Genomic DNA, 23,217 nt, shown 5'->3' with positions numbered 1-23,217 from the left:
TCGGGCGCCCGGCCCTTCCTGGATACCGATTCGATGATCGAACTACCGGACCTGGCCGTCGGTGGTCTCGCCGCCGGCACGTTGTCCGCGCTCGTTCTGGGCGGCGGCCTGCTGCGCTCCAGACGCAGGCAGACTCGGCAGCAGGCCGAGATCGCCGCGCTGCGCACCCAACTCGACGGTTCCGTGCGGGCGTTCACCGCCGAGGTCGAGCACCTCGCCGGGGCGCGGGTACCCGCAGCCGCACGCCGGATCACTCATCCGCACCTGGAGATACCCGGCCCGCTCCAGCCGCTCACCGTCGGCACGCCCCTCGGGCTCGCGCTGGAGAAGGTCCTGGAGGCGCTGCGCGTCGAGGTCACGGCCCAGCGGGGCAGGGTCGACGCGGCGGCGCAGGCGGGGATGCGGGGCGCGACCCGTGAGATCCAGGCCGCGCTCTACCGGCTCCAGGACGCCCTGCGCGGGCTCCAGCAGCAGTACGACGAACCGGAGTTGGCGCAGACCCTGTTCCGGCTCGACCACGAGAACGAGCAGTCGCTGCGGCGGGCGCAGGTGACCGCCGTGGTGTGCGGGGCGTGGGTGGGGCTCGCGCGGGAGGAGTCGCACCTCGTCGACGCGGTGACCGGAGGGCAGGCCCGGCTCGCCGGGTACCACCGGGTCGCCGTCCACAACCACCTCGAACCCGGTACCGCGCTCGTCTCGCACGCGGTCGAGCCGGTCGCCATCATCGTCGCCGAGCTGCTCGACAACGCGCTGCGGCACTCCGCGCCGGACACCGACGTCGTCGTCGGACTGGAGCACGTCCACCACGGGGTGTGCGTGACCATCGACGACGCGGGCGTCGGCATGACGCGGGACGAACGGGAGCGGGCGCAGCGGTTCGTCGCCGGGGACGCGCCGATCCACCTCACGGAACTCGGCGACCCGCCGCGCATGGGCCTCGCCGCGATCGGCCGCCTGACCCGGCAGTTCGAGCTGGCCGTCGACCTGACGTCCGCGTCGCCGTACGGCGGGGTACGCGCGGTCCTGCGCATCGGCACGCACCTGCTGACCCGCCTCGACCCGACACGCCGCCCCCCGTCGGTGAGCGCACCCCGGACGACCCGTAAGCACCCCGAGTCCCGCGAGGCGGCCGGCCCGACGGCGACGACATCCGCACCGGCCGCCCCGCCCTCTCCGTACCCAGCGGCATCCGCACCGGCCGCCCCGCACCAAACCGCATCCGCGCCGCGCCCAGCGGCACCAGCACCAGCACCGGCCACCGCACCGCCCTCAGCGGCCCGGCCCATGCCTCCGGCCCCACCGACGCCTCCCCCGTCGCCCCCGGCCCCGTCGGCACCCTCGCAGCCGACACCGCCCCCGGCCCCGGCCCCCGCCCCCGCCCCGGCCCACCCGTACCTCACCACCCCCACAACCCCCGACACCCCGGACGACGACTTCGACTTCGGCGACCTCCCCCAGCGCCGCCGCCGCAACCGCACCGCCCGCCCCGCCCCCAGCGGCACCACCCCGCAGGGCCCGGTAGGCGGCCAGGAGTGGTCCTCGCCCCGGTACCCCGCACGCACCCCGGAGGAGTCCGCCGCAGCACTCGGCGCCCTCCAGTCCGGCACGGCGGCGGCCCGCTCGGGCCGGGACGGCACGGCGGCCTCGCCGCAGGACCACTGGACCGCGACGGCCCGGGACGGCTCCAGCACCGAGACCCTCCGCCTCACCCCGACCCCCGACTGGGACCACACCCCCGCCCAGCCGATCCCCCGCCCGCCCGTCACCCCGGACCCGGCGGACGACTGGTCCAACGACGACACCCACCTCGACCCGCCCGAGGACCCGTCGATGGACGAGACCCACGAGTGGCCTCAGGTCGCCGCCCCCGTCCCCGAGGACGACACCCACGACCGCCCCGTCACCGAGGGCACGTCGTACGACTGGTCCCGCGTCACCACACCCCCCACCGAACCGGAGACGGAACCGGAAGCAGCACCCGAACCCGAACCCGAGTTCGTGCCCTTCTCCCTCTTCGAGCCCCGCCCCACCCCCGCACAAGAGCCCGACCCCCACCCAGACTTCGAGCGGACCGAACGACAAGGAGGCCCCACGCGATGACCACTCCCGAGACGGGTGACAACACGGCCTGGGTGCTGGAGCCGATTCTCGAGGTGCCGCAGGTGATCGCGGCGGTGATCCTGACCCGCGACGGCCTGATCACCGGCTACACGGACGCCCTCTCGCAGCCCTCCGCGGAGCGCGTCGCGGCGATCACGAGCACCGTGCAGGGCGCCTGCCGCACGGCCGCCGCCGCGTTCGCGGACGCGGAGAGGGCCGTCGTACGGCAGGTGGTGATCGAGTCGGACCACGGGTACGTGCTGATCGTGCCGACGGATCACGGGACCTGTGTCGCCGCGTACGGCAACGTGGACGTACGCCTGGATCTGCTGGCGCACCGCGTGCACTCGCAGGTCGCGCGGCTCGGTGAGAAGGCCATGGCGGCCGTACCCCGAGGAGCCGACGACGCCGGACCCGCGTGACGGGGCGTCCGCCCGGCCGGCCCCTGGTGCCCGCCTACCTGTCCACCGGCGGCGTCGCCCGCCCGAGCCGCCCTCGTCTGGAGCGGCTCACCGTCCTGGCCCGCGACCCGTCCGTACCTCTCCCCGAAGGGCTCTCGGCGGCCGAACTCGCCGTGCTGGACGCGCTGTCGGGGGGTGCGCTGGCGCTCGTGGAGGTGGCGGCGGTGCTCCGGCTGCCCGTGTCGGCGGTGCGGGTGCTGATCGCCGGTCTGCTGGACAGGGAGCTGCTGCTCGCCCGTGCCCCGGTCGCGTCCGCCGCGCACTACGACCCCGACCTGCTGAAGAGAGTGGCCGATGGCCTCCGCGCCCTCAAGCGTTAGCCCCCCGCATCTCCCGGACGGCGCACAGGAGTTGGTGAAGATCCTGATCGCGGGCCCGTTCGGGGTCGGCAAGACCACGCTCATCGACTCCGTCTCCGAGATCACGCCGCTGCACACGGAGGAGCGCCTCACGCAGGCGTCCGCGCACGTCGACGACCTCGCGGGGGTGCGGGACAAGACGACGACCACGGTCGCGATCGACTTCGGCCGCATCAGCCTGCCGGGCGGGGTGGTGCTGTACCTGTTCGGCACTCCGGGCCAGGAGCGGTTCCGCGAGCTGTGGGAGGACATCTCGTACGGCGCTCTCGGCGCGCTGGTGCTGGTGGACAGCCGCCGGATCGGGGCGTCGTTCGACGTGCTCGGGCTGGTGGAGGACAGCGGACTGCCGTACGCGGTCGCGATCAACGCGTTCCCCGACTCGCCCCGCCACCACACGCACGAGCGGTTGCGGCGCGCGCTGGACCTGGAGGCGGGCACGCCGATGGTGACGTGCGACGCGCGGGACGCGAACTCCTCGATCGACGCGCTGCTCGCGCTCGTCGACCACCTCGTCTCCAGGGAGCCCCGGTGACCACCTATCCCCCGGACCAGCGCGACTTCTCCCGCTCCGCCCCCGTGCGGCTGTGGGAGGACGACTTCGCGGCGGACCCGCACCGCTACTACGCGGCGCTGCGCGCCCAGGGCCCGGTCGGCTGGGCCGAACTGGCGCCCGGGATCACGGCGTTCGTGGTGACGGACCGGCGGGCGGCGCTGGAGATCCTGCACGACGACGCGACGTTCTCGCACGACCCTCGCTCCTGGGAGACGACCGTCCCGGTGGACTCGCCGGTGCTGGGCATGATGCGCTGGCGCCCCAACGCCCTCTTCTCCGACGGCGCGGCCCACCTCCGCTACCGCCGTTCCCTCCTCGACGTGTTCGACCTGGTCGAGCCGCACGACCTGCGGGCCCGCGTGCACCGGGCGGTAGAGCTCGTGGTGGGCCGGATCGGGCCGCGCGGCGAGGCCGACCTGGTCGAGGAGTTCGCGCGCCCGCTGCTGGCGCTGGTCTTCAACGACCTGTTCGGGCTGCCCGACAGCCAGGGCGACCGGCTGCACCGGGGCCTGGCGCGGATGATGGAGGGCGGCGCGGAGGCGGCGGCCGGTGAGGCGGAGTACGCCGGGTACGTCCTGGACCTGGTCGCCGCGAAGGCCGAGCACCCCGGCGAGGACCTGCCGAGCCGCCTCCTGGACCATCCCCTCGGGCTGACCGAGGAGGAGGTCACCTGGCAGGTGTTCCTGACGCTGGGCGCCGGGTTCGAGCCGACGTCGAACCTGGTCTCCAACACCCTCTCGCGCATCCTGGGCAACGACCTGTACTACTCGACGCTCACCAGCGGCGCCCGCCCGGTGATGGACGCGGTGGTGGAGGTCCTGCACCACGAGACGCCGCTCGCCAACTACGGCATCTACTACGCGCGCGAGCCGGTCGCCTTCCACGGCGTGTGGCTGCCGGAGACGGTCCCGGTGGTCGTGTCGTACGGGGCACTCGGTCACTTCGCCGAGCGCGAGGTGACCAGCGGGCGCCACCCCTCGGACGCCTCGCACCTGTCGTGGGGCGCGGGCCCGCACGCCTGTCCGGTCAAGCAGCACACGCTGCTCATCGTCACCGAGGCCATCGAGCGCCTGACGCAGTGGCTGCCGGACCTCGAACCGGTGCTGCCGCGCGAGCGGCTCGCCTGGCGGCCGGGCCCGTTCCACCGGTCCCTGAGGGCCCTGCCCGTCCGTTTCACCCCTCGCAGTCCCGACCAGCCTGGAGATCCCACGTGACCGTGACCGACCGCATCGCGATCGACCCCTTCGGCGCCGACATCCCCGCCGAGTCCGCGCGGTTACGCGCCCTGGGCCCGATCGTGCCGGTGCAGCTCCCCGGCGGTATCCCGGCGTGGGCGCCGACCGGGTACGACACGCTGAAGGAGCTGCTCCTCGACCCGCGGGTCAGCAAGGACCCGCGCAGACACTGGCGGCTGTGGCCCGAGGTCCCCGAACACCCCTCCTGGGGCTGGGTCCTGGGCTGGGTCGGCGTCGTCAACATGCTCTCGACGTACGGCGAGGACCACACGCGCCTGCGCAGACTGGTCGCGCCGAGCTTCACGGCACGCCGTACGGAGTCGCTGCGGTCCCGCGTCGAGGCCATCACGACGGAGCTGCTCGACGCCCTGGAGGACACGGACGCCGTCGATCTGCGGGCGGCGCTCGCGCATCCGCTGCCGATGCGGATCATCTGTGAACTGTTCGGTGTTCCCGAGGAGTTGAGGGACGCGACGGGCCGGCTGATCGCGGCCATCATGGACACCTCGGACCCCTCCCCCGAGCACGCGGCGTTCGTGCAGGAGCAGATCGGCGCGGTCCTCGGCACGCTCATCGTCCGCAAGCGGGAGGAGCCGGGCGACGACATGACGACCGAGCTGATCCGGATGCGCGACGAGGACGGCGACCGGCTCAGCGACGAGGAACTCCTGTACACGCTGCTGCTGGTGATCGGCGCGGGCTTCGAGACGACCGTGAACCTGATCGGCAACGCGGTCGTGGCCCTGCTGCGCCGCCCCGAACAGCTCGCGGCCGTCCGCGCCGGGGAGCTGTCCTGGGACGGCGTGATCGACGAGACGCTCCGCGTGCACCCGTCGATCGCGTCCCTGCCGCTGAGGTTCGCGGTGGAGGACCTGACCGTCGGGGACGTGACGGTCCCGGCCGGGGACGCGATCCTGACGACGTTCGCGGCGGCCGGGGTCGACCCGGCGCACTACGGCGGTGACGCGGACGTCTTCGACGCGGCGCGCGGCGCGGACGACCACCTGGCGTTCGGGCTCGGTGTGCACCGCTGCATCGGGGCGCCGCTGGCCCGCATGGAGGCGTCGTACGCGCTGGACGCGCTGTTCGCGCGGTTCCCGGAACTGGCTCTGGAGACGGACGACTTGAAGCAGGTGCCGTCGTTCATCGCGTTCGGGTGGCAGGAGATCCCGGTGCGGCTGCGGGGGTGACTTCGTGGGGTGCGACCGGTCCCCCGTCCTGGTCGCACCCCGATGGTCTGTGAACGTACACACCGCCGTACCGGGTGTGAATCGCACGGATGCCCGGCCGGGGCTCACCTGTGCACAGGGCCGCCCGGTTCGTCCGGGTTCGCCGGGCCGGGGACGTCTCCCGTGACGAGGTGGGCGAGCACCACTTCGTACAGGTCGCCGCCCGGCGCGAGGAGCTGGCGCTCCAGGACGGGTTCGGCGCTGCGGACGTGGTCGCGGACGGTCTGCGGGTGGATGCCGAGGGCGTCGGCGGCGCGTTCGGCGTTGCCCTGGGCGGCGATCCAGGCGCGCAGGGTGCCGCGCAGGTCGCGGGGGTCGGCGTCGAGGCGGGCGAGGAGGGTGTGCGCCCAGGTGCGCAGGGCGGGGGCGGTGAGGAGGTCGCCCAGGGTGGCCGGGGGCGCGGATTCCACCGGTGAGTCCTGCTGCGCGAGGGCGAGGTGGAGGGCGGCGCGGGAGGGCAGGTCGGAGAGGTCGGTGCCGATGAGGGACTCGACGCGTTCCATGCGGGCGCGCACGGTGTTGCGGCTGACGCCGAGGATGCGGGCGGCGCGGACGGCGGTGAACTCCAGGCCGAGGCGGGTGGTGGCGACGAGTTCGGCGCGCACGTGGTGCGGGAGGCGGTCGAGGGGGCTCAGCAGGTCCAGGGCCCACGCGTTGAGGTCCTGCGGGTCCATCAGGCGGCGCGGGTTGGTGCGTTCGGTGTAGATCGCGGTGCGGTCGGGGTGGAAGCGGGCGACCGCGAGGGCGCTGGCGGCCTGGCCGTACGCGACGGCGGTGCGGGCGAGGTCGTGCGGGACGCTGCCGCCGAGGTAGGTGCCGGGGCGGCGGGCGGGCAGGGCGCGCAGCCCGGCGTCCGCGCTCCCGTCGGGGACGACGACGATGACCTGCGGGTCCATCGCCGGGCAGCGGACGACGAGGGCGGCGTCGCGGGTGGCGGTGAGGATGTCCTCGGCGAGCCGGTCGCGGTCCTCGACGGTGGACTCGGCGATGTAGACGCGCGCGGTCTCGACGTCCAGGAGCCCCGGCCACAGGCCCGCCGCGACCCGGCGCGCGGCGACGGTGTCCTCGACCATCAGCAGCTGGAGGATCGCGAGCCGCAGATCGGCCGCCGCCCGCCGCAGCCGGCGTTCGGTGGCGTCGGCCTCGCGGGTGCGCAGGACGGCTTCGAGGACGGCGGCGGTGTGCGCGACGACGTCGGAGGCGCGCGGGTCGAAGGGGGCCCGGCGGGCGACGGCGAGGAGCCAGGGGTGCGCGGGCCTTGGCCGTACGACTCTGACGAGGCGCAGGTACCGGCCGTCCCCCTCCCAGGAGGCGGCGGCGATGCGTCCGCCGAGGACGTCGGCGGCGGGCGTGCCGTCCAGGGGCAGCGGGGTTCCGGCGACCGGGGTGGCGGTGTCGTCGCACAGACAGACGTCGGCGTCGAGCGTGCGGGCCAGCCAGTTCACGGTGCCCCGGACGCCGTGTCCCGCCGTGGGTCTGAGCAGCGCGAGAAGTTCCTCGGCCCAGCGGGTGCCGCCCTCGTCCCCGGCCGTCATGCCCATGCCCTCCCTCTCGCCGACCTGGGACGTTACACGGGTCCGCGCGTCGGTGTCCGGGGCGAGGGCGGCATAAGGTCACCCCATGGCGAAGTACTACGACGTGCACCCCGACAACCCCCAGCCGCGCACCATTTCCCAGATCGCGGACGCCGTCCGGGGCGGCGCGCTGATCGCGTACCCCACGGACTCCTGCTACGCGCTGGGCTGCAAGCTCGGCAGCAAGGAGGGCACCGACCGGATCCGGACCATCCGCAAGCTGGACGACCGGCACCACTTCACGCTGGTGTGCCAGGACTTCGCGCAGCTCGGCCAGTTCGTGCAGATCGACAACAACGTGTTCCGGGCCATCAAGGCGTCCACGCCCGGGAGTTACACCTTCATCCTGCCGGCGACCCGCGAGGTGCCCCGGATGCTCCAGCACCCCAAGAAGAAGACGGTGGGCGTGCGCATCCCGGACCACACGGTGACCCAGGCGCTGCTGGCGGAGCTGGGCGAGCCGCTGCTGTCCAGCACGCTGCTGCTGCCGGGCGAGGACGAGCCGATGACGCAGGGCTGGCAGATCAAGGACGAGCTGGACCACGTCCTGGACGGGGTGCTGGACTCCGGGGAGTGCGGGACCGAGCCGACGACGGTGGTGGACTTCTCGGAGGGCGAGGCACAGATCGTGCGATACGGGGCGGGGGACGCGTCGCGGTTCGAGTAAAGGGCGGTTCATGAGGTGAGGGGCGCCGTCCCGGGCGTTGGTTGAAACGTGCAACGATGCTGATCATGACCTCTGTACTTGGAACGTCAGTCGACATCACCACCGAGGACGGCGTCGCCGACGCCTATTTCGTCCACCCGGCCGAGGGCGGCCCGCACCCGGCCGTGCTGTTCTACCAGGACGCGTTCGGGCTGCGTCCGCACCTGCTGGGCATGGCGGACCGGATCGCGGCCGAGGGGTACGCCGTGCTGGTCCCGAACGTGTTCTACCGGCACGGCCGCAGCCCGGTCGTCGACCTCCCCGAGTTCATCGACCCTGAGGCCCGCCCGGAGATCTTCGGCGCGCTCTGGCCGGTCATGCAGTCCCTCACGAAGGAACTGGCGATGCGGGACGCGGGCGTCTGGCTGCGCTGGCTCGCGGAGAACCCGGCCGTCACGGACGGTCCGGTCGGTCTGACCGGCTACTGCATGGGCGCGCGTCTGTCGCTGATGACGGCGGGCACGCACCCGGAGCGGGTCGCCGCGGCGGCCGGCTTCCACGGCGGACGGCTCGTCATGGACAACCCCGACAGCCCGCACCTGGTCATCGGGAACATCACGGCCGAGGTGTACTTCGGCCACGCCGACAACGACGACACCCTCACCCCCGAGGACGCCCGCGTCCTGGACGAGGCGTTCACCGCCGCCGGCGTCCGCCACCGCACCGAGTTCTACGAGGGCTCCGCGCACGGCTACACGCAGGCCGACACGGCGTCGTACGACAAGGAGGGCGACGACCGGCACTGGGTCGCGCTGCTCGACCTCCTCAACCGCACCTTCGCCTGAGCCTCTGAAGCGGGGCGCTCGCGGCACCGTCCTCCGCGAGCGCCCCTGTCCGGGCCGGATCAGCCGGTCGTGACGGCGGTGTCGTCGACGACGAAGCTGGTCTGGAGCGAGGAGTCCTCGACGCCGGTGAACGTGAGGGTCACGGTCGACCCCGCGTAGGAGCCGAGGCTGAAGGACTTCTGGACGTACCCGGAGGCCGCGTTGAGGTTGGAGTACGTGGCCAGGGTGGTCGAACCGGCGGCGACCGTCAGCTTGTCGTACTGCGTGCTGGTGGTCGTCTCGGCGGTGTCGATGTGCAGGTAGAAGGTGAACGTGGTGCCGGCGCAGCCGCTCGGGACGGTCACCGACTGGGAGAGCGTGTCGGTGTGGGTGGAGCCGTACCCGTCGAGCCACGCCTTGTAGGAGCCGGTGCGGGCGGCCTGGCCACTGGAGTTGGTGATGACGCCACTGGCCGCACTCCAGCCGGTGTTACCGGACTCGAAGCCCGCGTTGCTCAGGAGCTGCATGGAGGTGCAGGTACCGCCGCCACCACTGGAACTCACCGTCCAGGTGAAGGAGGCCGTGCCGGTCGCCCCGGTGGAGTCGGTGACCGTGACGGTCGTGCTGTACGTCCCGGCGGTCGTCGGCGTCCCGGAGATCAGGCCGGTCGAGCTGATGGCCAGCCCGGTCGGCAGCCCGGAGGCCGCGTAGGTGAGCGAGCCGCTGTTGGTTGAACTCGCCGAGATCTGAAGGCCGGCCGCCGTACCGACCGTGGACGACTGGCTGCCCGGGTTGGTGACGGTGACGCCGGTCGACGGGACGGTGATGTGGCCGCCGACGCTGATCCCCGCGAAGGCGTTGCCGACTCCCGCGTACTGCGCGGAACTTGCCCCGTACAGCGCGGTCGCCGCGTTGAGGGCGGCGGTGCGGGCGCCCGCGTAGTTCGTGGACGACGTCATGTACGTCGTCAGCGCCTTGTACCAGATCTGGAGGGCGGCGGCCCGGCCGATCCCGGCGACCGCGACGCCGTCGGAGGTGGGGCTGTTGTAGGTGACACCGTTGATGGTCTTGGTGCCGCTGCCCTCGGAGAGCAGGTAGAACATGTGGTTGGCGGGGCCGGAGGAGTAGTGCACGTCGAGGTTGCCGACGCCGGAGTACCACGCGTTGGCGGAGGCGCCGTCCTTGCTGGGCTGGTCCATGTAGCGCAGCGGGGTGCCGTTGCCGTTGATGTCGATCTTCTCGCCGATGAGGTAGTCACCGACGTCGGTGGCGTTGTTCGCGTAGAACTCCACGCCGGTGCCGAAGATATCGGAGGTCGCCTCGTTCAACCCGCCTGATTCGCCGGTGTAGTTGAGCCCCGCCGTGTTGGAGGTGACGCCGTGGCTCATCTCGTGCCCGGCGACGTCGAGCGAGGTCAGCGCGTGCGTGCTGCCGGAGCCGTCGCCGTAGGTCATGCAGAAGCAGGAGTCGTCCCAGAAGGCGTTGACGTAGGCCGAGCTGTAGTGGACGCGGGAGTAGGCGGCGACGCCGTCGTTCTTGATGCCGCTGCGCCCGAACGTGTTCTTGTAGAAGTCCCACGTGGTCTGCGCCCCGAAGTGCGCGTCCACACCGGCCGTCTGCGTGTTGGACCCGGCCCCGGTGCCCCACACGTCGTCGGCGTCGGTCATCAGCGTGCCGGTGCCGGAGGTGCCGTTGTTGAGGCTGTACGTCTTGTGGCCGCCGCGCGCGGTGTCGTACAGCTGGTACGTCGAGCCGGAGAGGGTCGTCCCCATGGTGACCGTGCCGCTGTACTGGCTGTTGCCGGTGCCGGTCTCGATGCCCTCCCAACGGGAGAGTTCGGCGCCGGTGGCGGCGTCGGTGACGATGTGCAGCTTGCTGGGCGTGCCGTCCTTCTGGATGCCGGTGACGATCGTCTCCCAGGCGAGCTCGGGAGTGCCCTCGGCGGCCCAGATCACCTTGCGGGCGCTGCCCGCACGGGAGTTGACGGTCTTCGCCGTCTTGAGCGCCTTGGTCTCGGCGGCGGACTTGCCGAGGGTGGGGGTGGTGGACTTCACCGAGATGGTGCGGCGGTCGTTGTTGAACGTCGTGGAGACGGTGCCTGCGGCGAGCGAGGCCGGGGGTGTGTGGACGACGAGGTCGCCGCCGAGGACGGGCAGGCCGGCGTAGGTGCGTTCGTACCGGGTGTGGACCGTTCCGTCGTTGTCCTTGACGACGTCCTTGACCAGGAGTTTCTCCTGCGCGCCGAGGCCGAGTCCCTTCGCCGTGCCGGGGGCCTTCGACTCGGCGTTCTTGATGAGCGTGGTGCGCTGCGCGGGGGTGAGGTCGGCGGGGAGGGCGCCGGTGCGCAGGGGTGCGGGGTGGGGGGCGGCGGGCCGGGCCGTGGCGGGGACCGTCTGGACGCCGAGGGCGAGCAGTGCGGTGGTGGAGAGGAGCGCTGCGCAGGCCGTGGTCCGCTTACGGGGGGTGGGTCTCACTCGAACTCCTACGGTGTGTGTCCGGGATGAGCTGAGTGGGGGGTGGCACGGAGGATGGCATCTTTGACGCGGTCATGTCATCAGAGTCGGAACAGCTCAAGGGTTTCCCCTCGGTGGGAAATTGCTTTGAACTTTCAAGAACTGACGGCGGCGTGCCGAATGAATATGCCAGCAGAAATACGGCGGACCGAAATTGACGCATCTGTACGCAGAGTTGCGTTTCGCTATTTGAGAGATGCTCCACTACTGGCCGGTTCAGCTTGCCATCACCGTCTCTTTACCCGTAGACCTTCGAACACACACAGCCTTTGCTCTGGGGGGAGTTGGCCTATGGAAGGCACCGTCGACGGTTTCCGCTACGGGGCGGTGACGCCGATCGCGGCTTATGTGATGGCCTGTCTCGGGGCTGCTCTGGGACTGCGGTGCATTGTCCGCTCACTGCTCAACACACAGTCCTGGAAACCGGGCTGGCTCGCACTCGGTGCGGCGTCCATCGGGTGCGGGATCTGGACGATGCACTTCATCGCGATGATCGGGTTCCAGGTCGTGGAGACCCGCGTCGGATACAACGTCGGGCTCACCGTCCTGAGCCTCGTCGTCGCCGTCGTCGTCGTCGGCATCGGCGTGTTCATCGTCGGCTACCGGGGGGCGAGCCCGCGCACGCTGCTGTTCGCGGGCGTGGTGACCGGGCTCGGGGTGGCCGCGATGCACTACCTCGGCATGGCGGCCATGAGCCTCAACGGCCGTATCGGCTACGACGTGCCGATCGTCGCGCTGTCCGTCCTGATCGCCATCGGCGCCGCGACCGCCGCGCTGTGGGCGGCCGTCTCCATCCGGGGGTTCCTGCCCAGCCTCGGCGCGAGCCTCGTGATGGGGATCGCCGTCTCCGGCATGCACTACACCGGGATGGCGGCGGTCAGCGTCCACGTGCACGGGACGACCGCGTCGTGGGCCGGCGACTCTCCGACCTCGCTGCTGCTGCCGATGCTGATCGGGCCGGTGATCTTCCTGCTCCTCGCGGGGGTCGTCGTGATGTTCGATCCGCTGCTGGTGCTGGGGGACGGCGAGTGGAACCGGCCCGTGCAGGGGCGCAGGTCCGCCGCCACCGCCGTCCCCGAGGCGTTCAGCCGGCCCGAAGCGTGGCAGAAGGAGCGGACGCGGAGCGGCGAGTGAGGGGTTCGCGCAGGCCTAGGTGGTCGCGCAGGGTCGTGCCTGTGTACGCGGTGCGGTAGACGCCGCGTTCCTGGAGTTCCGGGATCAGCAGATCGACGATGTCGTCGAGGCCGTCCGGGATCAGGTACGGGGTGACGTTGAAGCCGTCCACCGCGCCGTGGCGGGCCCAGTGGGCGAACTTGTCGGCGAGGCCGCCGGGGGTGCCGACGTGGCCGCGCTGCGGGCCCAGCGCGATCACCGTCTCCCGCAGCGACCAGCCGTTCGCCTCCGCCTTCCCCCGCCACTCGGCGACCACGGCACGCGGGTCGGCGACCCGGCGGGCGCCGAAGGAGCCGTCGTTCTCCACGACGACCGGGTCCTCCTTCGGGAGCGGGCCGTCCGCGTCGTGCCCCGACAGGTCCCGGTTCCACAGCTGGCCCGCGATGCTCAACGCCGTTGCCGGGGTGACCTGTTGGAGCCTGATCCAGCGCTTCTTCTCCGCGGCCTCCGCCTCCGTCGCGCCGATGATGATCTCGGTGCCCGGCAGGATCCGCAGATCGTCCTCCGGCCGCCCGAACGCCCTCAGCCGCCGCCGCACGTCCTGCGCGAACGCCAGCGCGTCGTCGAAGTCGTCGCCGTGCGCGGAGAAGATGACGTCGGCGTTGCGCGCCGCGAAGTCGCGGCCCTCGCCGGAGTCGCCGGCCTGGAAGATGACGGGGTGTTCCTGCGGGCTGCGCGGCAGGGTCGGCGTGAACTCGACGTCGAACTGCGGTCCCTGGTGCCGGACTTGACGCGGCGTCTCCCCTTCCCACGCGTCCCAGATCTCCCGCGCGAGCGTGAGGAACTCCTCCGCCCTGCGGTACCGGTCGGCGTGGTCGAGGTAGCCGCCGCGCCGGAAGTTGGCGCCGGTCCAGGCGTTGTCGGTGGTGACGACGTTCCATCCGGCGCGTCCCTCGGACAACAGGTCAAGACCGGAGAGGCGCCGCGCCAGGTCCGCGGGCTCGTTGAAGGTCGTGTTGGACGTCGAGACGAGCCCGATCCGCCGGGTCACCGCCGCCAGCGCGGCGAGCTGCGTGATCGCGTCCGGCCGTCCCGCGACGTCCAAGTCGTGGATCAGACCGTCCACTTCACGCAGCCTGAGTCCCTCGCCGAGGAAGAACGCGTCGAACAGCCCGCGTTCGGCGGTCTGCGCGACCTTCCGGAAGCTCGCGGGGTCGATCTGCGAACCGCTGGCCGGGTCGGACCAGATGGTCCAGTGGTTGACGCCCTGGAAGAAGACCCCGAAGTGGAGCTGGGCGTGGGGGAAGGGGGTGTTGTCGGTGCGGGTCATCGCAGGGCCTTCCCAGTGGTGGAGTGGGTCGCGTCCTCGTACCGGTTCGCCGGCCTGGTCAGGCCCAGGTTCGTGCGGAGGGTCGCCGCCGGGAGGGGGCGGGTGGCCGTGCGGGTCGTGAAGAGGTCCGGGAGGACCAGGCGGGAGAGGACGAGGAGGTCGTCGTCCAGGGAGAGGGGGCGGAGGTGGACGCCGTCCACCGAACCCCTCAGCTCCGCCAGGAGGTTCACCAGGCCCGCCGCCGAGCCCACGTGGCGCAGGCGGCCCTTCTCCGGCCAGTCGGCGGCTCGTTGACGACCCGTCAACTCCTCTGTATCCAGGGCGACTTCGACCTCCGCGAACACCAGCGGGGTGTCCGTGCGCGCGGCGGTCTCCCTGACCGACGCGATGTCGGGGCCGTCGATCAGCGCCACGTCCAGCCGGTCGGCGGGCACCCGGCGCGGGTCGCCCAGGACCACCAACTGCCCCTGCGGGGGCCGGGGAACGATCGCCGGGCCCTTCACCGCGTACGTGTCGCCCGTCAAGTCGATGTAGTGGAGGCGATCCCGGTCGAGGTAACGGCTCGTGGCGACGGAGCGGATCACCGCGTCGTCCTCCCACGAGTCCCACAGAGCACGCGCCACATCGACACCGTCGGCCGACTCACGGCTCAGCGCATCGACGCCTTCGACGACAGGCCGCCCCCAGACCCGCGCCGCCTCCGGCCGGTCCTCCTGCGACACGACCCACCCCGCGCGGCCCAGCGAGATGTGGTCGAGCGACGCCAACTGGCTGGAGACGTGGAAGGGTTCGGCGTAGGTGAGCGGTACGGCCGGGGCGATGCCGATGGTCGTGGTGGACGCGGCGATGAACGCGGCCCGCTCGACGGCCCCGATCCGCCCGGGAACCAGCGTCGAGTCGTCGAGGGTGACCAGCGTGAACCCGGCGTTCTCCGCCGAGACGGCGGCACGGGCGACGGCCTGCGGCACGAGGGAACCGTCGAGTCCGACGGCAAGACGCAGGGGGTTGGAGGACATACGGAATCCTTCCGGAACACGGCGAGAAACACCGGCCACGGAGCGGGACCGGCGCTGAATCAGACGCGTACGGAAGGACAGACAGCAGAGGCGGTACGGCAGTAATCGACATGCCGCCGGACAACCAGCCACACCTCAGCACCACCCGGTGCCGAACTCGGTGCGCGCATGGTTTCCTCCACCGTCCCGAACAGATCACCTCAACTTACGTCGCCGGGACCGCGGCCTGTCAAGACCGACCGGGCATGATCACTCCATGACCGAGATCATCCTCATGTCGGACCCGAGGGTCGCGGCAATCCCCGTACAGGACTGCGCCGAACCCCTCGTGGACGTACGCACCACCCTGCACACGGCCCCCCTCAAGACCGACGACACAGGCGCCTACGCGCGCCTCAGGGAGGGCGTCCTCGCCCGCCTCCTCACGGCCCAGCAGCACCTCCCGGACGGCCTGCGCCTCCTGTTCGTCGAGGGCTACCGCCCGCCCGCGCTCCAGCGCGAGTACTTCGAGGGGTACGTCGCAGAACTGCGCACCGCGCACCCCGACTGGTCCCCCGCCTGTATCCACACCGCCGCGAGCCGCTACGTCTCCCCGCCCGACATCGCCCCGCACAGCGCGGGAGCCGCCGTGGATCTCACCCTCGTCACCCCCGACGGCGAGGAACTCGACATGGGCACACCCATGAACGCGAACCCCGAGGACAGCGACGGCGCCTGCTACACCCACGCCCCGAACATCACCCCCGCCGCCCGCGAGAACCGCCGTGTCCTGGGCGAAGCCCTCAGCGCGGCCGGGCTCGTGAACTACCCCACCGAATGGTGGCACTGGTCGTACGGCGACCGGTACTGGGCGCTGGCCACTGGAGCGCCGACCGCCCTCTACGGCCCCCGGGAATGACCCGCCGGCCGGCGCGGTTGCCACGGACGACGGTACGACCTCCAGCAGGGAGCGCACACATGAGCAGCGGTTTCGTCGCGGAGTGGGAGAAGTGGCACCGGAAGAGGGAGGAGGTCCTCACCTCCCCGCACGGCTTCCTCGCCATCACCAGCCTGCGCTGGCTCTCCCCCGAGCCGGAGCGGTTCGACGACGCGCCGGGTGCCTGGGCCACCACGGACGAGGGGGTGGTCGTGGAGCTGGGCGTGGGTGAGGAGTTGACCCTGGACGGCGAGACCATCACGGGCCGGCACTCCTTCGGGGTCATCCCCGAGCGGGCGAGTGTGTACGTCGATGCCGGGGACGCCGTACTCGAGATCGGCAAGCGGGGCGGGAGCGACATCCTGCGGCCCCGCCATCCCGGGAACGCCCTGCGCACGAACCACCGCGAGACCCCGACGTACGCCCCCGCCGAGATCTGGGCCGTACAGGGCCGCTTCGTGGCGTACGACAGCCCCCGCGAGGTGACCGTGGGCGCGGCCGTGGAGGGTCTGGAGCACGTGTACGACTCGCCGGGCCAGGTCGAGTTCGAGCTGAAGGGTGCCGTCCACCGCCTGATCGCGTTCAACGGCATGACCCCGGGCAGCCTGATGGTGCTGTTCACGGACGAGACGTCCGGCGTGACGACGTACGCGGCGAACCGCGCCCTCCAGATCGCCGCGCCCGACGCGGAGGGCCACGTCACCGTCGACTTCAACCGCGCCGGGAACATGCCGTGCGCGTACACGGACCAGGCGACGTGCCCCCTGCCGCCGAGGGAGAACAGGCTCCCGGTGGCGGTGGAGGCGGGCGAGAAGCTCCCGTACGAAAGGGCCTGACCCCACCGCCCGGTGAGGGCCGTATCCCCAACCCCCTGCCACGCTCTGGCCATTGCTACGGTTCCCCCGTGTCCGAATCCTCACGCGATACCGCCGCCGGCGCCGGTTGGGGCGAGGCCGCCCCGGGTGCCTACCGTCAGCTCATGCCGGAGAAGACCGAGAAGGTCTCGTGGCTGGACCCGCGCACGCTGTGGGCGGCGCGCAACGGGGTGGTGGCGTCCTGGCTCGGGGACCCCACGGGGAGGACGAGAAGCCGGTGGGTGGCCCAGCAAAAGGCACAACAAGAGGCCCCCGCCGACAAGGTGATCCGCCGCGACGACCCGGACCGCTTCTCGTTCATGGTGATCGGCGACACGGGCGAGGGCGACGACCCTCAGTACGCCGTCGTACCGGGCTTCCTCAAGATGAGCGAGGGAACCCGGTTCGCGGTCGTCGCGAGCGACGTCATCTACCCCGTGGGCAGCGCCGCCGACTACGGCACCAAGTTCTTCCGCCCGTACGCGAGTTACCCGGCTCCGATCTACGCGGTCCCCGGCAACCACGACTGGTACGAAGGCCTCGGCGCGTTCATGCGGGTGTTCTGCGGGGACGCGCCGCCGCTGCCCGCCGAGCCGAAACCCCGTGCGCCGACGAAGGCGTGGCTGCGGTCGCTGCTGTGGCACGAGGCGCGCCCCGGGGACGGCCAACGGCTCGACAAGGTGCGGGAGTTGCGTTCCGCGCCCGGTCAACAGGCCGTGCAGCCGGGCCCGTACTGGGCGATCGACGCCGGGCCGGTGCGGATCATAGGGATAGACACGGGACTTCTCGGCACCCTCGACGCCGAACAGGGCGCGTGGCTGCGGGAGGTGTCCCGGGGTCCGCGCCCGAAGATCCTCGTCACCGGGTCGCCCCTGTACGTCGACGGCCGGTCCGACCCCTGCGCGATCGAGGGCGGCGGGACGGTCGACGAGATCGTGCGGGCGCCGGAGCACGGGTACGTCGCGGCGATAGGCGGCGACATCCACAACTACCAGCGCTATCCGGTGCGTTGCGCGGACGGGCGGACACTCCAGTACGTCGTCTCCGGGGGCGGCGGCGCCTTCACGCACGCCACGCACACGATCCCGCGTGTCTCCGTCGCGGGCGTCGGCGAGGCGGAGTTCCGGTGCTATCCGCTGCGCGGCGACTCGCTCGCGTTCTACGCGGGGCTGTACGGGCGGCGGCTGCGCCTCAAGCGCTTCTTCCGGCTGACCGTGGACGAGGCGACGGCGGTGATCGCCGAGCGGCTGGGCATCACCCCGGCCCGCGCGCCCGGCGCGGAGGTGCGGATCACCCGGCGGATCCGGCTGGTCGCCGCGCTGCTCGGGGTGGCGGGGAAACCCCGGCGCATCAGGCTCCCCGTACGGAAGATCTACACGCAGCTCTTCTCGCCCAGCTCCGCGACGTACAGTCCGCCGTTCTTCAAGAGCTTCCTGCGGCTCGACGTCACGCCGGAGTCCGTGCGCATCCGGTGTTTCGCGGCGACCGGGAACCTCGCGCAGGAGGTCGAGCCGCCGGTCGAGGACGAGGTGATCATCCCGCTGCGCCGGAATGCGTGAGGTGCGGCGCGGGTTGGCACGGTCGTACGTCCCGTGACCGTTGGAGAGCCTCATGCCGTCCACCCCGCGCCCGCTGCGCAAGCTCGGTTTCCTCACCATCGGCCTGTTCGACGGGGACGACCCCCGCGCGGGCCACGAATCGACGCTGGAGATCATCGAACTCGGCGAGCGCCTCGGCTTCGACAGCGCGTGGCTGCGCCACCGCCATCTCCAGTACGGCATCTCCTCCCCCGTCGCGGTCCTCGCCGCCGCGACCCAGCGCACGAGCCGTATCCACCTCGGTACGGCCGTGACGCCGCTCGGCTGGGAGAACCCGCTGCGGCTCGCCGAGGACTGGGCGACGGTCGACCTCCTCTCCGGCGGGCGGCTGAACCCGGGGGTGAGCGTGGGCCCGCCGATGCAGTACGAGCACGTCAAGGGCGCGCTCTACCCGGACACGGCCGACGCCGAGGACTTCTCGTACGAGCGGGTCCGGCGGCTCCTGGACTTCGTGCGCGGCGAGTCCGCGAGCGACTTCAGCGGCGTGCAGGGTTTCGAGGTCTTCTCGGACCGGGTCCAGCCTCACTCCCCCGGGCTCGGCCGGCGCATGTGGTACGGCGGCGGCAGCCTGAGTTCCGCGCGCTGGGCCGGGGAGCACGGCATGAACTTCCTGACCAGCAGCGTCGTCAAGGCGGAGGAGTCCGAGGACTTCGCCGAGATCCAGCTCTCCCACGTCCGCGCCTTCCGCGCCGCCCACCCCGACGGTGACGCGGCGCGCGTCTCCCAGGGCCTGGTGGTCATCCCCACGGACTCGGCGACCCCGGCGCAGCGCGCCAAGTACGAGGAGTACGCGGCAAAGCGCCTCCCCCGCACAGCGACCCCGCAGGGCCCGGCGCGCATGATGTTCGCCCCGGACTACGTAGGCACGTCCGCAGAGATCGCCGACCGCCTCCACGCACACGCCGCTTACCGCGAGATCGACGAGGTGGCCTTCGCGCTCCCCTTCACGTTCGACCACGAGGACTACGTACAGATCCTCACGGACATGGCGACGAACCTGGGCCCGGCGCTGGGCTGGAAGCCGGGGTCGGAGGACTGAGCGGGCCGGGGCGGGCGAGTGAAGGCGGGAGGCACCTCGCAACCGACCCCGCCCCTCACCACCGCCCCACCTCCGTCCCCGTCACCCCCTCGGACTCCCGCCCGTCCGCCCCCACCGGCACCTCCCCGGCCAGCATCACCCGGTGCATGGTCCGGGGAAACCCGAGATGCGCGTTGTCGCTCGGCGCCAGATGGATCGTCGCGCGGTTGTCCCAGAACGCCACGCTCCCCGGCTCCCACCGGAAGCGGACCGTGTATTCGGGGCGTACGGCCTGTTCGAGCAGCATGTCGAGCAGCGCCCGGCTCTCCGCTCGGGAGATGTCCTGGATCTGCTCGGCGTAGTACCCGTTGACGTACAGGATCCGCTCCCCGCTCTCGGGATGGACCCGCACCAGCGGGTGTACGGACGCGACCTGGTGGTCCAGCAGATGCCGCACGTACGCGTCGTCCCCGGCGCGCGGCTGGTACCCCACGCCCAGCCGGTGCTCCACCCGCAGCCCGTCCACGAACCGGCGTACCGGCTCCGACAGCCCGGCGTACGCGGCGGCGAGGTTGGACCAGGTCGTGTCGCCCCCGTACGGCGGAACCGCCTCCGCGCGCAGGATCGTCGCGGCGGGCGGGTCGATCCGGGCGCCGTGGTCACAGTGCCAGCCGCGCAGCAGCGTGTGCCGGCGCCGCTGGAGCCACTCCTCGTGCTCCATGCCGAACTTCCCGCCGAGTTCCAGCCGATCGGCGGTGGTCTCGACCTCGGGAAAACCGGCCGGAGAAGCACTGCCCCGCTTGCGCAGCACGACGGGTTCCCCGAACCGGCGGGCGAACTCGACGTGCCCGGCGTGGTCGAGCTTCTGCTCCCGGAAGAAGACGACCTTCCAGCGCAGGACCGCGTCCCGGATGCCCCGCACCGTCGCCGCGTCCAACTCCCCGGCGAGATCGACCCCTTGGACCTCCGCGCCGATGTACCCGGCGACCGGCCTGACCTCCATGAACCCTCCAAGATCCGTTTACGGACTACCTACCCGGATTCCCCCTTGCGCGCCCCTGCCGTCGGATAGGGTCTGCGCCGGACGACGCCTCAGGAGGCCCCCCATGCGTACGCGTACCGTTCTCGCCACGACCTTCGCGGCCCTCATCCTCTCCACCACGGCCGCCCAGGCGACGCCTCCGGGCCCGGGGGTGACGGCGAAGCTCCTCGCGCAGAAGACGGTCGGCGACAAGGACTACGTCCTGCGCGAGCTGACGATCCCGCCGGGCCAGGCGACCGGCTGGCACTACCACGACGGCATGGTCTACGGCTTCATCGAGGAGGGCACGCTGAGCCACTTCGACGCGACGTGCGATTCGGACGGCGTGTACCAGAAGGGCCAGGTCATCGAGGAGGGCCCGAACTACGTGCACATCGGCCGCAACCTGGGCGACAAGCCGCTGGTCCTGAAAGCGCTGTACATCCTCCCGCACGGCGCCCCGTTCTCCGAGGACGCCCCGAACCCGGGCTGCGACTTCCAGTGACCCTGACAGCAGGTCACAGCGCCTGTTCGGCCCAGATCGTCTTCCCCCGGCTGTTCTGCCGGCTCCCCCACCGCTGCGTGAGCTGAGCGACCAGCAGCAGCCCCCGCCCGCCCTCGTCGAAGGCGTGCGCCCGCCGCAGATGCGGTGAGGTCGAACTCGCGTCGGAGACCTCGCAGATCAGCGTCCGGTCCCGGATGAGCCGCAGTTGGACGGGCGGCTCGCCGTACCGGATCGCGTTGGTGACGAGTTCGCTGACGACGAGTTCCGTGACGAAGGACGCCTCGTCGAGCCCCCAGGCGGCGAGCTGCGCCATCGCGGCCTGCCGGGTCGCGGCGACGTGCTCGGGATCGGGTACGACGTCCCAGGTCGCGACCCGGTCCGCGCCGAGCGCCCGGGTGCGCGCGAGGAGCAGCGCGACGTCGTCGCCGGGTTCCTCGGGGAGGACGGCCTTGAGGACGGTGTCGCAGAGCGCGTCCAGCGTCGCGGCGGGCGCGGCGAGCGCGCTGCGCAGCTCGGCACTGGCCCGGTCGACGTCCCGGTCACGGCCCTCGATGAGCCCGTCGGTATAGAGGGCGACGATCGCACCCTCCGGCAACTCCACCTCGACCGCCTCGAAGGGGTGCCCGCCGACGCCGAGGGGCGGCCCGGGGCTCATCTCGACGAACCGGACCGTCCCGTCGGGCAGCACGAGCGCGGGCGGCGGATGCCCGGCGGCGGCGAGGGCGAGGCGGCGCGCGACGGGGTCGTACACGGCGTACAGGCAGGTCGCTCCGAGTTCGGCGGCGTCGGCGGAGCCGTTGTCGTACGTGGCGAGGTGGGTGACGAGGTCGTCGAGGTGGGTGAGCAGCTCGTCCGGCGGGAGGTCGACGTCGGCGAGGGTGCGCACGGCCGTGCAGAGCCGTCCCATGGTCGCCGAGGAGGGGATGCCGTGGCCGACGACGTCCCCGACGACCAGCGCGACCCGGCTGCCGGACAGGGGGATGACGTCGAACCAGTCGCCGCCGATCCCGGCCGTCGACCCGGACGGCAGGTACCGGTGGGCGACCTCGACGGCGGCCTGTCCGGGCAGGCCGCGCGGGAGAAGGCTGTGCTGGAGGGTGAGCGCGGTGACGCGTTCACGGGCGAAGCGGCGGGCGTTGTCGACGCAGACGGCGGCGCGGCTGGCGAGTTCCTCGGCGAACACGGTGTCGTCGTCCCCGAAGTCGTCGGGGTGCGCCATGCGGATCGCGACGGCGACCCCGAGGGTCGTCCCGCGGGCCCGCAGCGGCACGGCCATCATCGAGTGCACGCCCTGCCGGTGGGGCTGTCCTTCGGGTGAGCGGGTGTTGCGCTCGGCGACCCACCGTACGAACTCCGGCTCCCCGGCCTGGTTGAGCACGGCCCGCCCTTCGCGCAGCGCCTTGGCGGGCGGGCTGTACGGCGGGTAGGCGTCGGTCTCGCCGAGGTGGACGGCGGCTTCGGGGGTGCCGTCGGTGGCGGAGCCGTGCGCCACGCGCCGCAGGACGACCTGGCTCTCGGGGATGCGCGGGGGTTCGTCGGAGCCGAGGACCCAGTCGAAGAGGTCGACGCTCGCGAAGTCGGCGTACTGGGGGACGAGGAGGCCGACGACCTCCTCGGCGGTGCGGACGACGTCGAGGGTGGTGCCGATGGAGGCGGCGGCCTCGTTGAGGAGGGCGAGGCGGCGGCGGGCCCAGTACTGCTCGCTGCTGTCGAACGCGGCGAGCGCGACGGCCTTCAGCTCGCCCGCGTCGTCGTGCACGGGCCACATCTCGATGTTCCAGGCGTGCTCCCGGTTCCCGGAGGGCTCGCCGGTGTAGCTCTCGTAGTGCACGCGCCGCCCGGTCTCGGCGACCTCGCGGAGGTGATGGTTGAAGCCCTGGCTGTGCTCGGCGTCCTCGACGGTCTCCGGGAACGGCCGCCCCAGGAGCACGTCCTCGTCGACGCCCATCACCTGGCAGGCGACCGCGTTGAGCCGCAGATACCGCTGCCGCGTGTCGAACACGGACATCGACATGGACGCCTGCTGGAAGGCCAGCTCCCCGAGCGAGGGCGGCGGGGGCGGTACGACGGTGACGACGAACCCGGCGGGCTCCCCGCCGGGGCCGAGGACCGGGCAGGCCGTGAGGGTGGCGGAGACGGGGTGGCCGTCCTTGTGCCGCAGGACCACGGGCCCGCCGCCCGGCAGCGCGTCACCGAGCACCTCGGCCGCGAACCGGCCCACCGCCTCGCCCGCCGTACGCCCGGTCAGCTCGCGGGCACCCTCGCTCCAGCCCGTCACGACGCCCCGGGCATCGATGACCACCGCAGCGACGAGATGCTCCATACGTCCCAGAATGGGGGCAATGCGGCAGG

General features: G+C 71.9%; 20 protein-coding genes. 14 read left to right on the top strand and 6 right to left on the bottom strand.

Going from position 1 to position 23,217, the window contains the following annotated elements:
- Nucleotides 1-33: 33 nt before the first annotated feature.
- The 6 genes from J8M50_RS45495 to J8M50_RS45470 are packed head-to-tail and all read left to right on the top strand — an operon-like array spanning nt 34 to nt 5,898.
- A complete protein-coding gene (locus tag J8M50_RS45495) occupies nt 34-2,100 on the top strand; it encodes an ATP-binding protein (protein WP_010357328.1) in 2,067 nt (688 codons plus the stop codon).
- Nucleotides 2,097-2,522, top strand: coding sequence for a roadblock/LC7 domain-containing protein (locus J8M50_RS45490; protein ID WP_010357326.1), 426 nt, complete (start codon nt 2,097-2,099; stop codon nt 2,520-2,522). The genes J8M50_RS45495 and J8M50_RS45490 overlap by 4 nt, the downstream gene beginning before the upstream one ends.
- Nucleotides 2,519-2,881 (top strand): DUF742 domain-containing protein, encoded by a 363-nt coding sequence (locus J8M50_RS45485; protein WP_010357324.1) that lies wholly within the window; start codon nt 2,519-2,521, stop codon nt 2,879-2,881. The genes J8M50_RS45490 and J8M50_RS45485 overlap by 4 nt, the downstream gene beginning before the upstream one ends.
- Complete coding sequence (locus J8M50_RS45480) at nt 2,856-3,452, top strand: GTP-binding protein (RefSeq protein WP_029184319.1); 597 nt, start codon at nt 2,856-2,858, stop codon at nt 3,450-3,452. Before J8M50_RS45485 ends, J8M50_RS45480 begins: the two co-directional genes overlap by 26 nt.
- Entirely contained in the window at nt 3,449-4,687 is a 1,239-nt protein-coding gene (locus J8M50_RS45475) for a cytochrome P450 family protein (RefSeq protein WP_010357321.1), read from the top strand. The genes J8M50_RS45480 and J8M50_RS45475 overlap by 4 nt, the downstream gene beginning before the upstream one ends.
- A complete protein-coding gene (locus tag J8M50_RS45470) occupies nt 4,684-5,898 on the top strand; it encodes a cytochrome P450 family protein (protein WP_010357320.1) in 1,215 nt (404 codons plus the stop codon). Before J8M50_RS45475 ends, J8M50_RS45470 begins: the two co-directional genes overlap by 4 nt.
- A 104-nt stretch (nt 5,899-6,002) precedes the next feature.
- On the opposite strand, the gene J8M50_RS45465 is transcribed toward J8M50_RS45470, so the two are convergent.
- Nucleotides 6,003-7,478: a helix-turn-helix domain-containing protein gene (locus J8M50_RS45465; protein ID WP_010357319.1), complete on the bottom strand. Its 1,476-nt coding sequence runs from the start codon at nt 7,476-7,478 to the stop codon at nt 6,003-6,005.
- 79 nt (nt 7,479-7,557) lie between these two features.
- Here J8M50_RS45465 and J8M50_RS45460 point away from each other — a divergent pair, with 79 nt between their 5' ends.
- Together J8M50_RS45460 and J8M50_RS45455 are read left to right on the top strand one after the other, a co-directional pair.
- Nucleotides 7,558-8,178 (top strand): L-threonylcarbamoyladenylate synthase, encoded by a 621-nt coding sequence (locus J8M50_RS45460; protein WP_010357318.1) that lies wholly within the window; start codon nt 7,558-7,560, stop codon nt 8,176-8,178.
- A 65-nt stretch (nt 8,179-8,243) separates the two neighbouring features.
- On the top strand, nt 8,244-9,002 hold the full coding sequence (locus J8M50_RS45455) for a dienelactone hydrolase family protein (RefSeq protein ID WP_029184318.1): 759 nt from the start codon (nt 8,244-8,246) through the stop codon (nt 9,000-9,002).
- A gap of 59 nt (nt 9,003-9,061) precedes the next feature.
- Here the strand turns inward: J8M50_RS45455 and J8M50_RS45450 are convergent, their stop codons facing one another.
- Nucleotides 9,062-11,455 (bottom strand): M4 family metallopeptidase, encoded by a 2,394-nt coding sequence (locus tag J8M50_RS45450; protein WP_010357315.1) that lies wholly within the window; start codon nt 11,453-11,455, stop codon nt 9,062-9,064.
- Nucleotides 11,456-11,785: 330 nt separating this feature from the next.
- Here J8M50_RS45450 and J8M50_RS45445 point away from each other — a divergent pair, with 330 nt between their 5' ends.
- Nucleotides 11,786-12,628, top strand: a complete 843-nt coding sequence (locus J8M50_RS45445; protein WP_010357314.1) for an MHYT domain-containing protein — start codon at nt 11,786-11,788, stop codon at nt 12,626-12,628.
- Here J8M50_RS45445 and J8M50_RS45440 read toward each other — a convergent pair.
- Both J8M50_RS45440 and J8M50_RS45435 read right to left on the bottom strand, forming a co-directional pair.
- A complete protein-coding gene (locus tag J8M50_RS45440; protein ID WP_010357313.1) occupies nt 12,579-13,937 on the bottom strand; it encodes an NtaA/DmoA family FMN-dependent monooxygenase in 1,359 nt (452 codons plus the stop codon). The two genes, J8M50_RS45445 and J8M50_RS45440, sit on opposite strands and share 50 nt — an antisense overlap.
- Entirely contained in the window at nt 13,934-14,953 is a 1,020-nt protein-coding gene (locus J8M50_RS45435) for an LLM class flavin-dependent oxidoreductase (RefSeq protein ID WP_010357312.1), read from the bottom strand. Before J8M50_RS45435 ends, J8M50_RS45440 begins: the two co-directional genes overlap by 4 nt.
- Before the next feature lie 256 nt (nt 14,954-15,209).
- On the opposite strand from J8M50_RS45435, the gene J8M50_RS45430 reads away from it, so the two are divergent.
- From J8M50_RS45430 to J8M50_RS45415, 4 genes are all read left to right on the top strand, one after another.
- Nucleotides 15,210-15,851, top strand: coding sequence for a M15 family metallopeptidase (locus J8M50_RS45430; RefSeq protein ID WP_010357311.1), 642 nt, complete (start codon nt 15,210-15,212; stop codon nt 15,849-15,851).
- 59 nt (nt 15,852-15,910) lie between these two features.
- Complete coding sequence (locus tag J8M50_RS45425; protein ID WP_010357310.1) at nt 15,911-16,705, top strand: DUF1684 domain-containing protein; 795 nt, start codon at nt 15,911-15,913, stop codon at nt 16,703-16,705.
- Nucleotides 16,706-16,773: 68 nt separating this feature from the next.
- Nucleotides 16,774-18,282, top strand: a complete 1,509-nt coding sequence (locus J8M50_RS45420) for a metallophosphoesterase family protein (protein ID WP_029184316.1) — start codon at nt 16,774-16,776, stop codon at nt 18,280-18,282.
- Between the two features lie 52 nt (nt 18,283-18,334).
- On the top strand, nt 18,335-19,360 hold the full coding sequence (locus J8M50_RS45415; RefSeq protein WP_010357308.1) for an LLM class flavin-dependent oxidoreductase: 1,026 nt from the start codon (nt 18,335-18,337) through the stop codon (nt 19,358-19,360).
- Between the two features lie 55 nt (nt 19,361-19,415).
- Here the strand turns inward: J8M50_RS45415 and J8M50_RS45410 are convergent, their stop codons facing one another.
- Nucleotides 19,416-20,342 (bottom strand): TauD/TfdA dioxygenase family protein, encoded by a 927-nt coding sequence (locus J8M50_RS45410; RefSeq protein ID WP_010357307.1) that lies wholly within the window; start codon nt 20,340-20,342, stop codon nt 19,416-19,418.
- Nucleotides 20,343-20,445: 103 nt separating this feature from the next.
- Here J8M50_RS45410 and J8M50_RS45405 point away from each other — a divergent pair, with 103 nt between their 5' ends.
- Entirely contained in the window at nt 20,446-20,865 is a 420-nt protein-coding gene (locus tag J8M50_RS45405; protein WP_010357305.1) for a cupin domain-containing protein, read from the top strand.
- 13 nt (nt 20,866-20,878) lie between these two features.
- Here the strand turns inward: J8M50_RS45405 and J8M50_RS45400 are convergent, their stop codons facing one another.
- Nucleotides 20,879-23,188 (bottom strand): ATP-binding SpoIIE family protein phosphatase, encoded by a 2,310-nt coding sequence (locus tag J8M50_RS45400; RefSeq protein ID WP_010357304.1) that lies wholly within the window; start codon nt 23,186-23,188, stop codon nt 20,879-20,881.
- Nucleotides 23,189-23,217: the final 29 nt, after the last annotated feature.

Source organism: Streptomyces acidiscabies (assembly GCF_020010905.1).
Lineage (GTDB): Bacteria > Actinomycetota > Actinomycetes > Streptomycetales > Streptomycetaceae > Streptomyces > Streptomyces acidiscabies.
This window is presented reverse-complemented; position numbering and strand designations above follow the sequence as displayed.

What these genes read in the sequence shown, in the direction of transcription:
- J8M50_RS45495 (WP_010357328.1), top strand. Translation starts at nt 34, where the DNA reads ATGATCGAACTACCGGACCTGGCCGTCGGTGGTCTCGCCGCCGGCACG.
- J8M50_RS45490 (WP_010357326.1), top strand. Translation starts at nt 2,097, where the DNA reads ATGACCACTCCCGAGACGGGTGACAACACGGCCTGGGTGCTGGAGCCG.
- J8M50_RS45480 (WP_029184319.1), top strand. Translation starts at nt 2,856, where the DNA reads ATGGCCTCCGCGCCCTCAAGCGTTAGCCCCCCGCATCTCCCGGACGGC.
- J8M50_RS45465 (WP_010357319.1), bottom strand. Translation starts at nt 7,478, where the DNA reads ATGGGCATGACGGCCGGGGACGAGGGCGGCACCCGCTGGGCCGAGGAA.
- J8M50_RS45460 (WP_010357318.1), top strand. Translation starts at nt 7,558, where the DNA reads ATGGCGAAGTACTACGACGTGCACCCCGACAACCCCCAGCCGCGCACC.
- J8M50_RS45455 (WP_029184318.1), top strand. Translation starts at nt 8,244, where the DNA reads ATGACCTCTGTACTTGGAACGTCAGTCGACATCACCACCGAGGACGGC.
- J8M50_RS45445 (WP_010357314.1), top strand. Translation starts at nt 11,786, where the DNA reads ATGGAAGGCACCGTCGACGGTTTCCGCTACGGGGCGGTGACGCCGATC.
- J8M50_RS45440 (WP_010357313.1), bottom strand. Translation starts at nt 13,937, where the DNA reads ATGACCCGCACCGACAACACCCCCTTCCCCCACGCCCAGCTCCACTTC.
- J8M50_RS45435 (WP_010357312.1), bottom strand. Translation starts at nt 14,953, where the DNA reads ATGTCCTCCAACCCCCTGCGTCTTGCCGTCGGACTCGACGGTTCCCTC.
- J8M50_RS45430 (WP_010357311.1), top strand. Translation starts at nt 15,210, where the DNA reads ATGACCGAGATCATCCTCATGTCGGACCCGAGGGTCGCGGCAATCCCC.
- J8M50_RS45425 (WP_010357310.1), top strand. Translation starts at nt 15,911, where the DNA reads ATGAGCAGCGGTTTCGTCGCGGAGTGGGAGAAGTGGCACCGGAAGAGG.
- J8M50_RS45415 (WP_010357308.1), top strand. Translation starts at nt 18,335, where the DNA reads ATGCCGTCCACCCCGCGCCCGCTGCGCAAGCTCGGTTTCCTCACCATC.
- J8M50_RS45410 (WP_010357307.1), bottom strand. Translation starts at nt 20,342, where the DNA reads ATGGAGGTCAGGCCGGTCGCCGGGTACATCGGCGCGGAGGTCCAAGGG.
- J8M50_RS45405 (WP_010357305.1), top strand. Translation starts at nt 20,446, where the DNA reads ATGCGTACGCGTACCGTTCTCGCCACGACCTTCGCGGCCCTCATCCTC.
- J8M50_RS45400 (WP_010357304.1), bottom strand. Translation starts at nt 23,188, where the DNA reads ATGGAGCATCTCGTCGCTGCGGTGGTCATCGATGCCCGGGGCGTCGTG.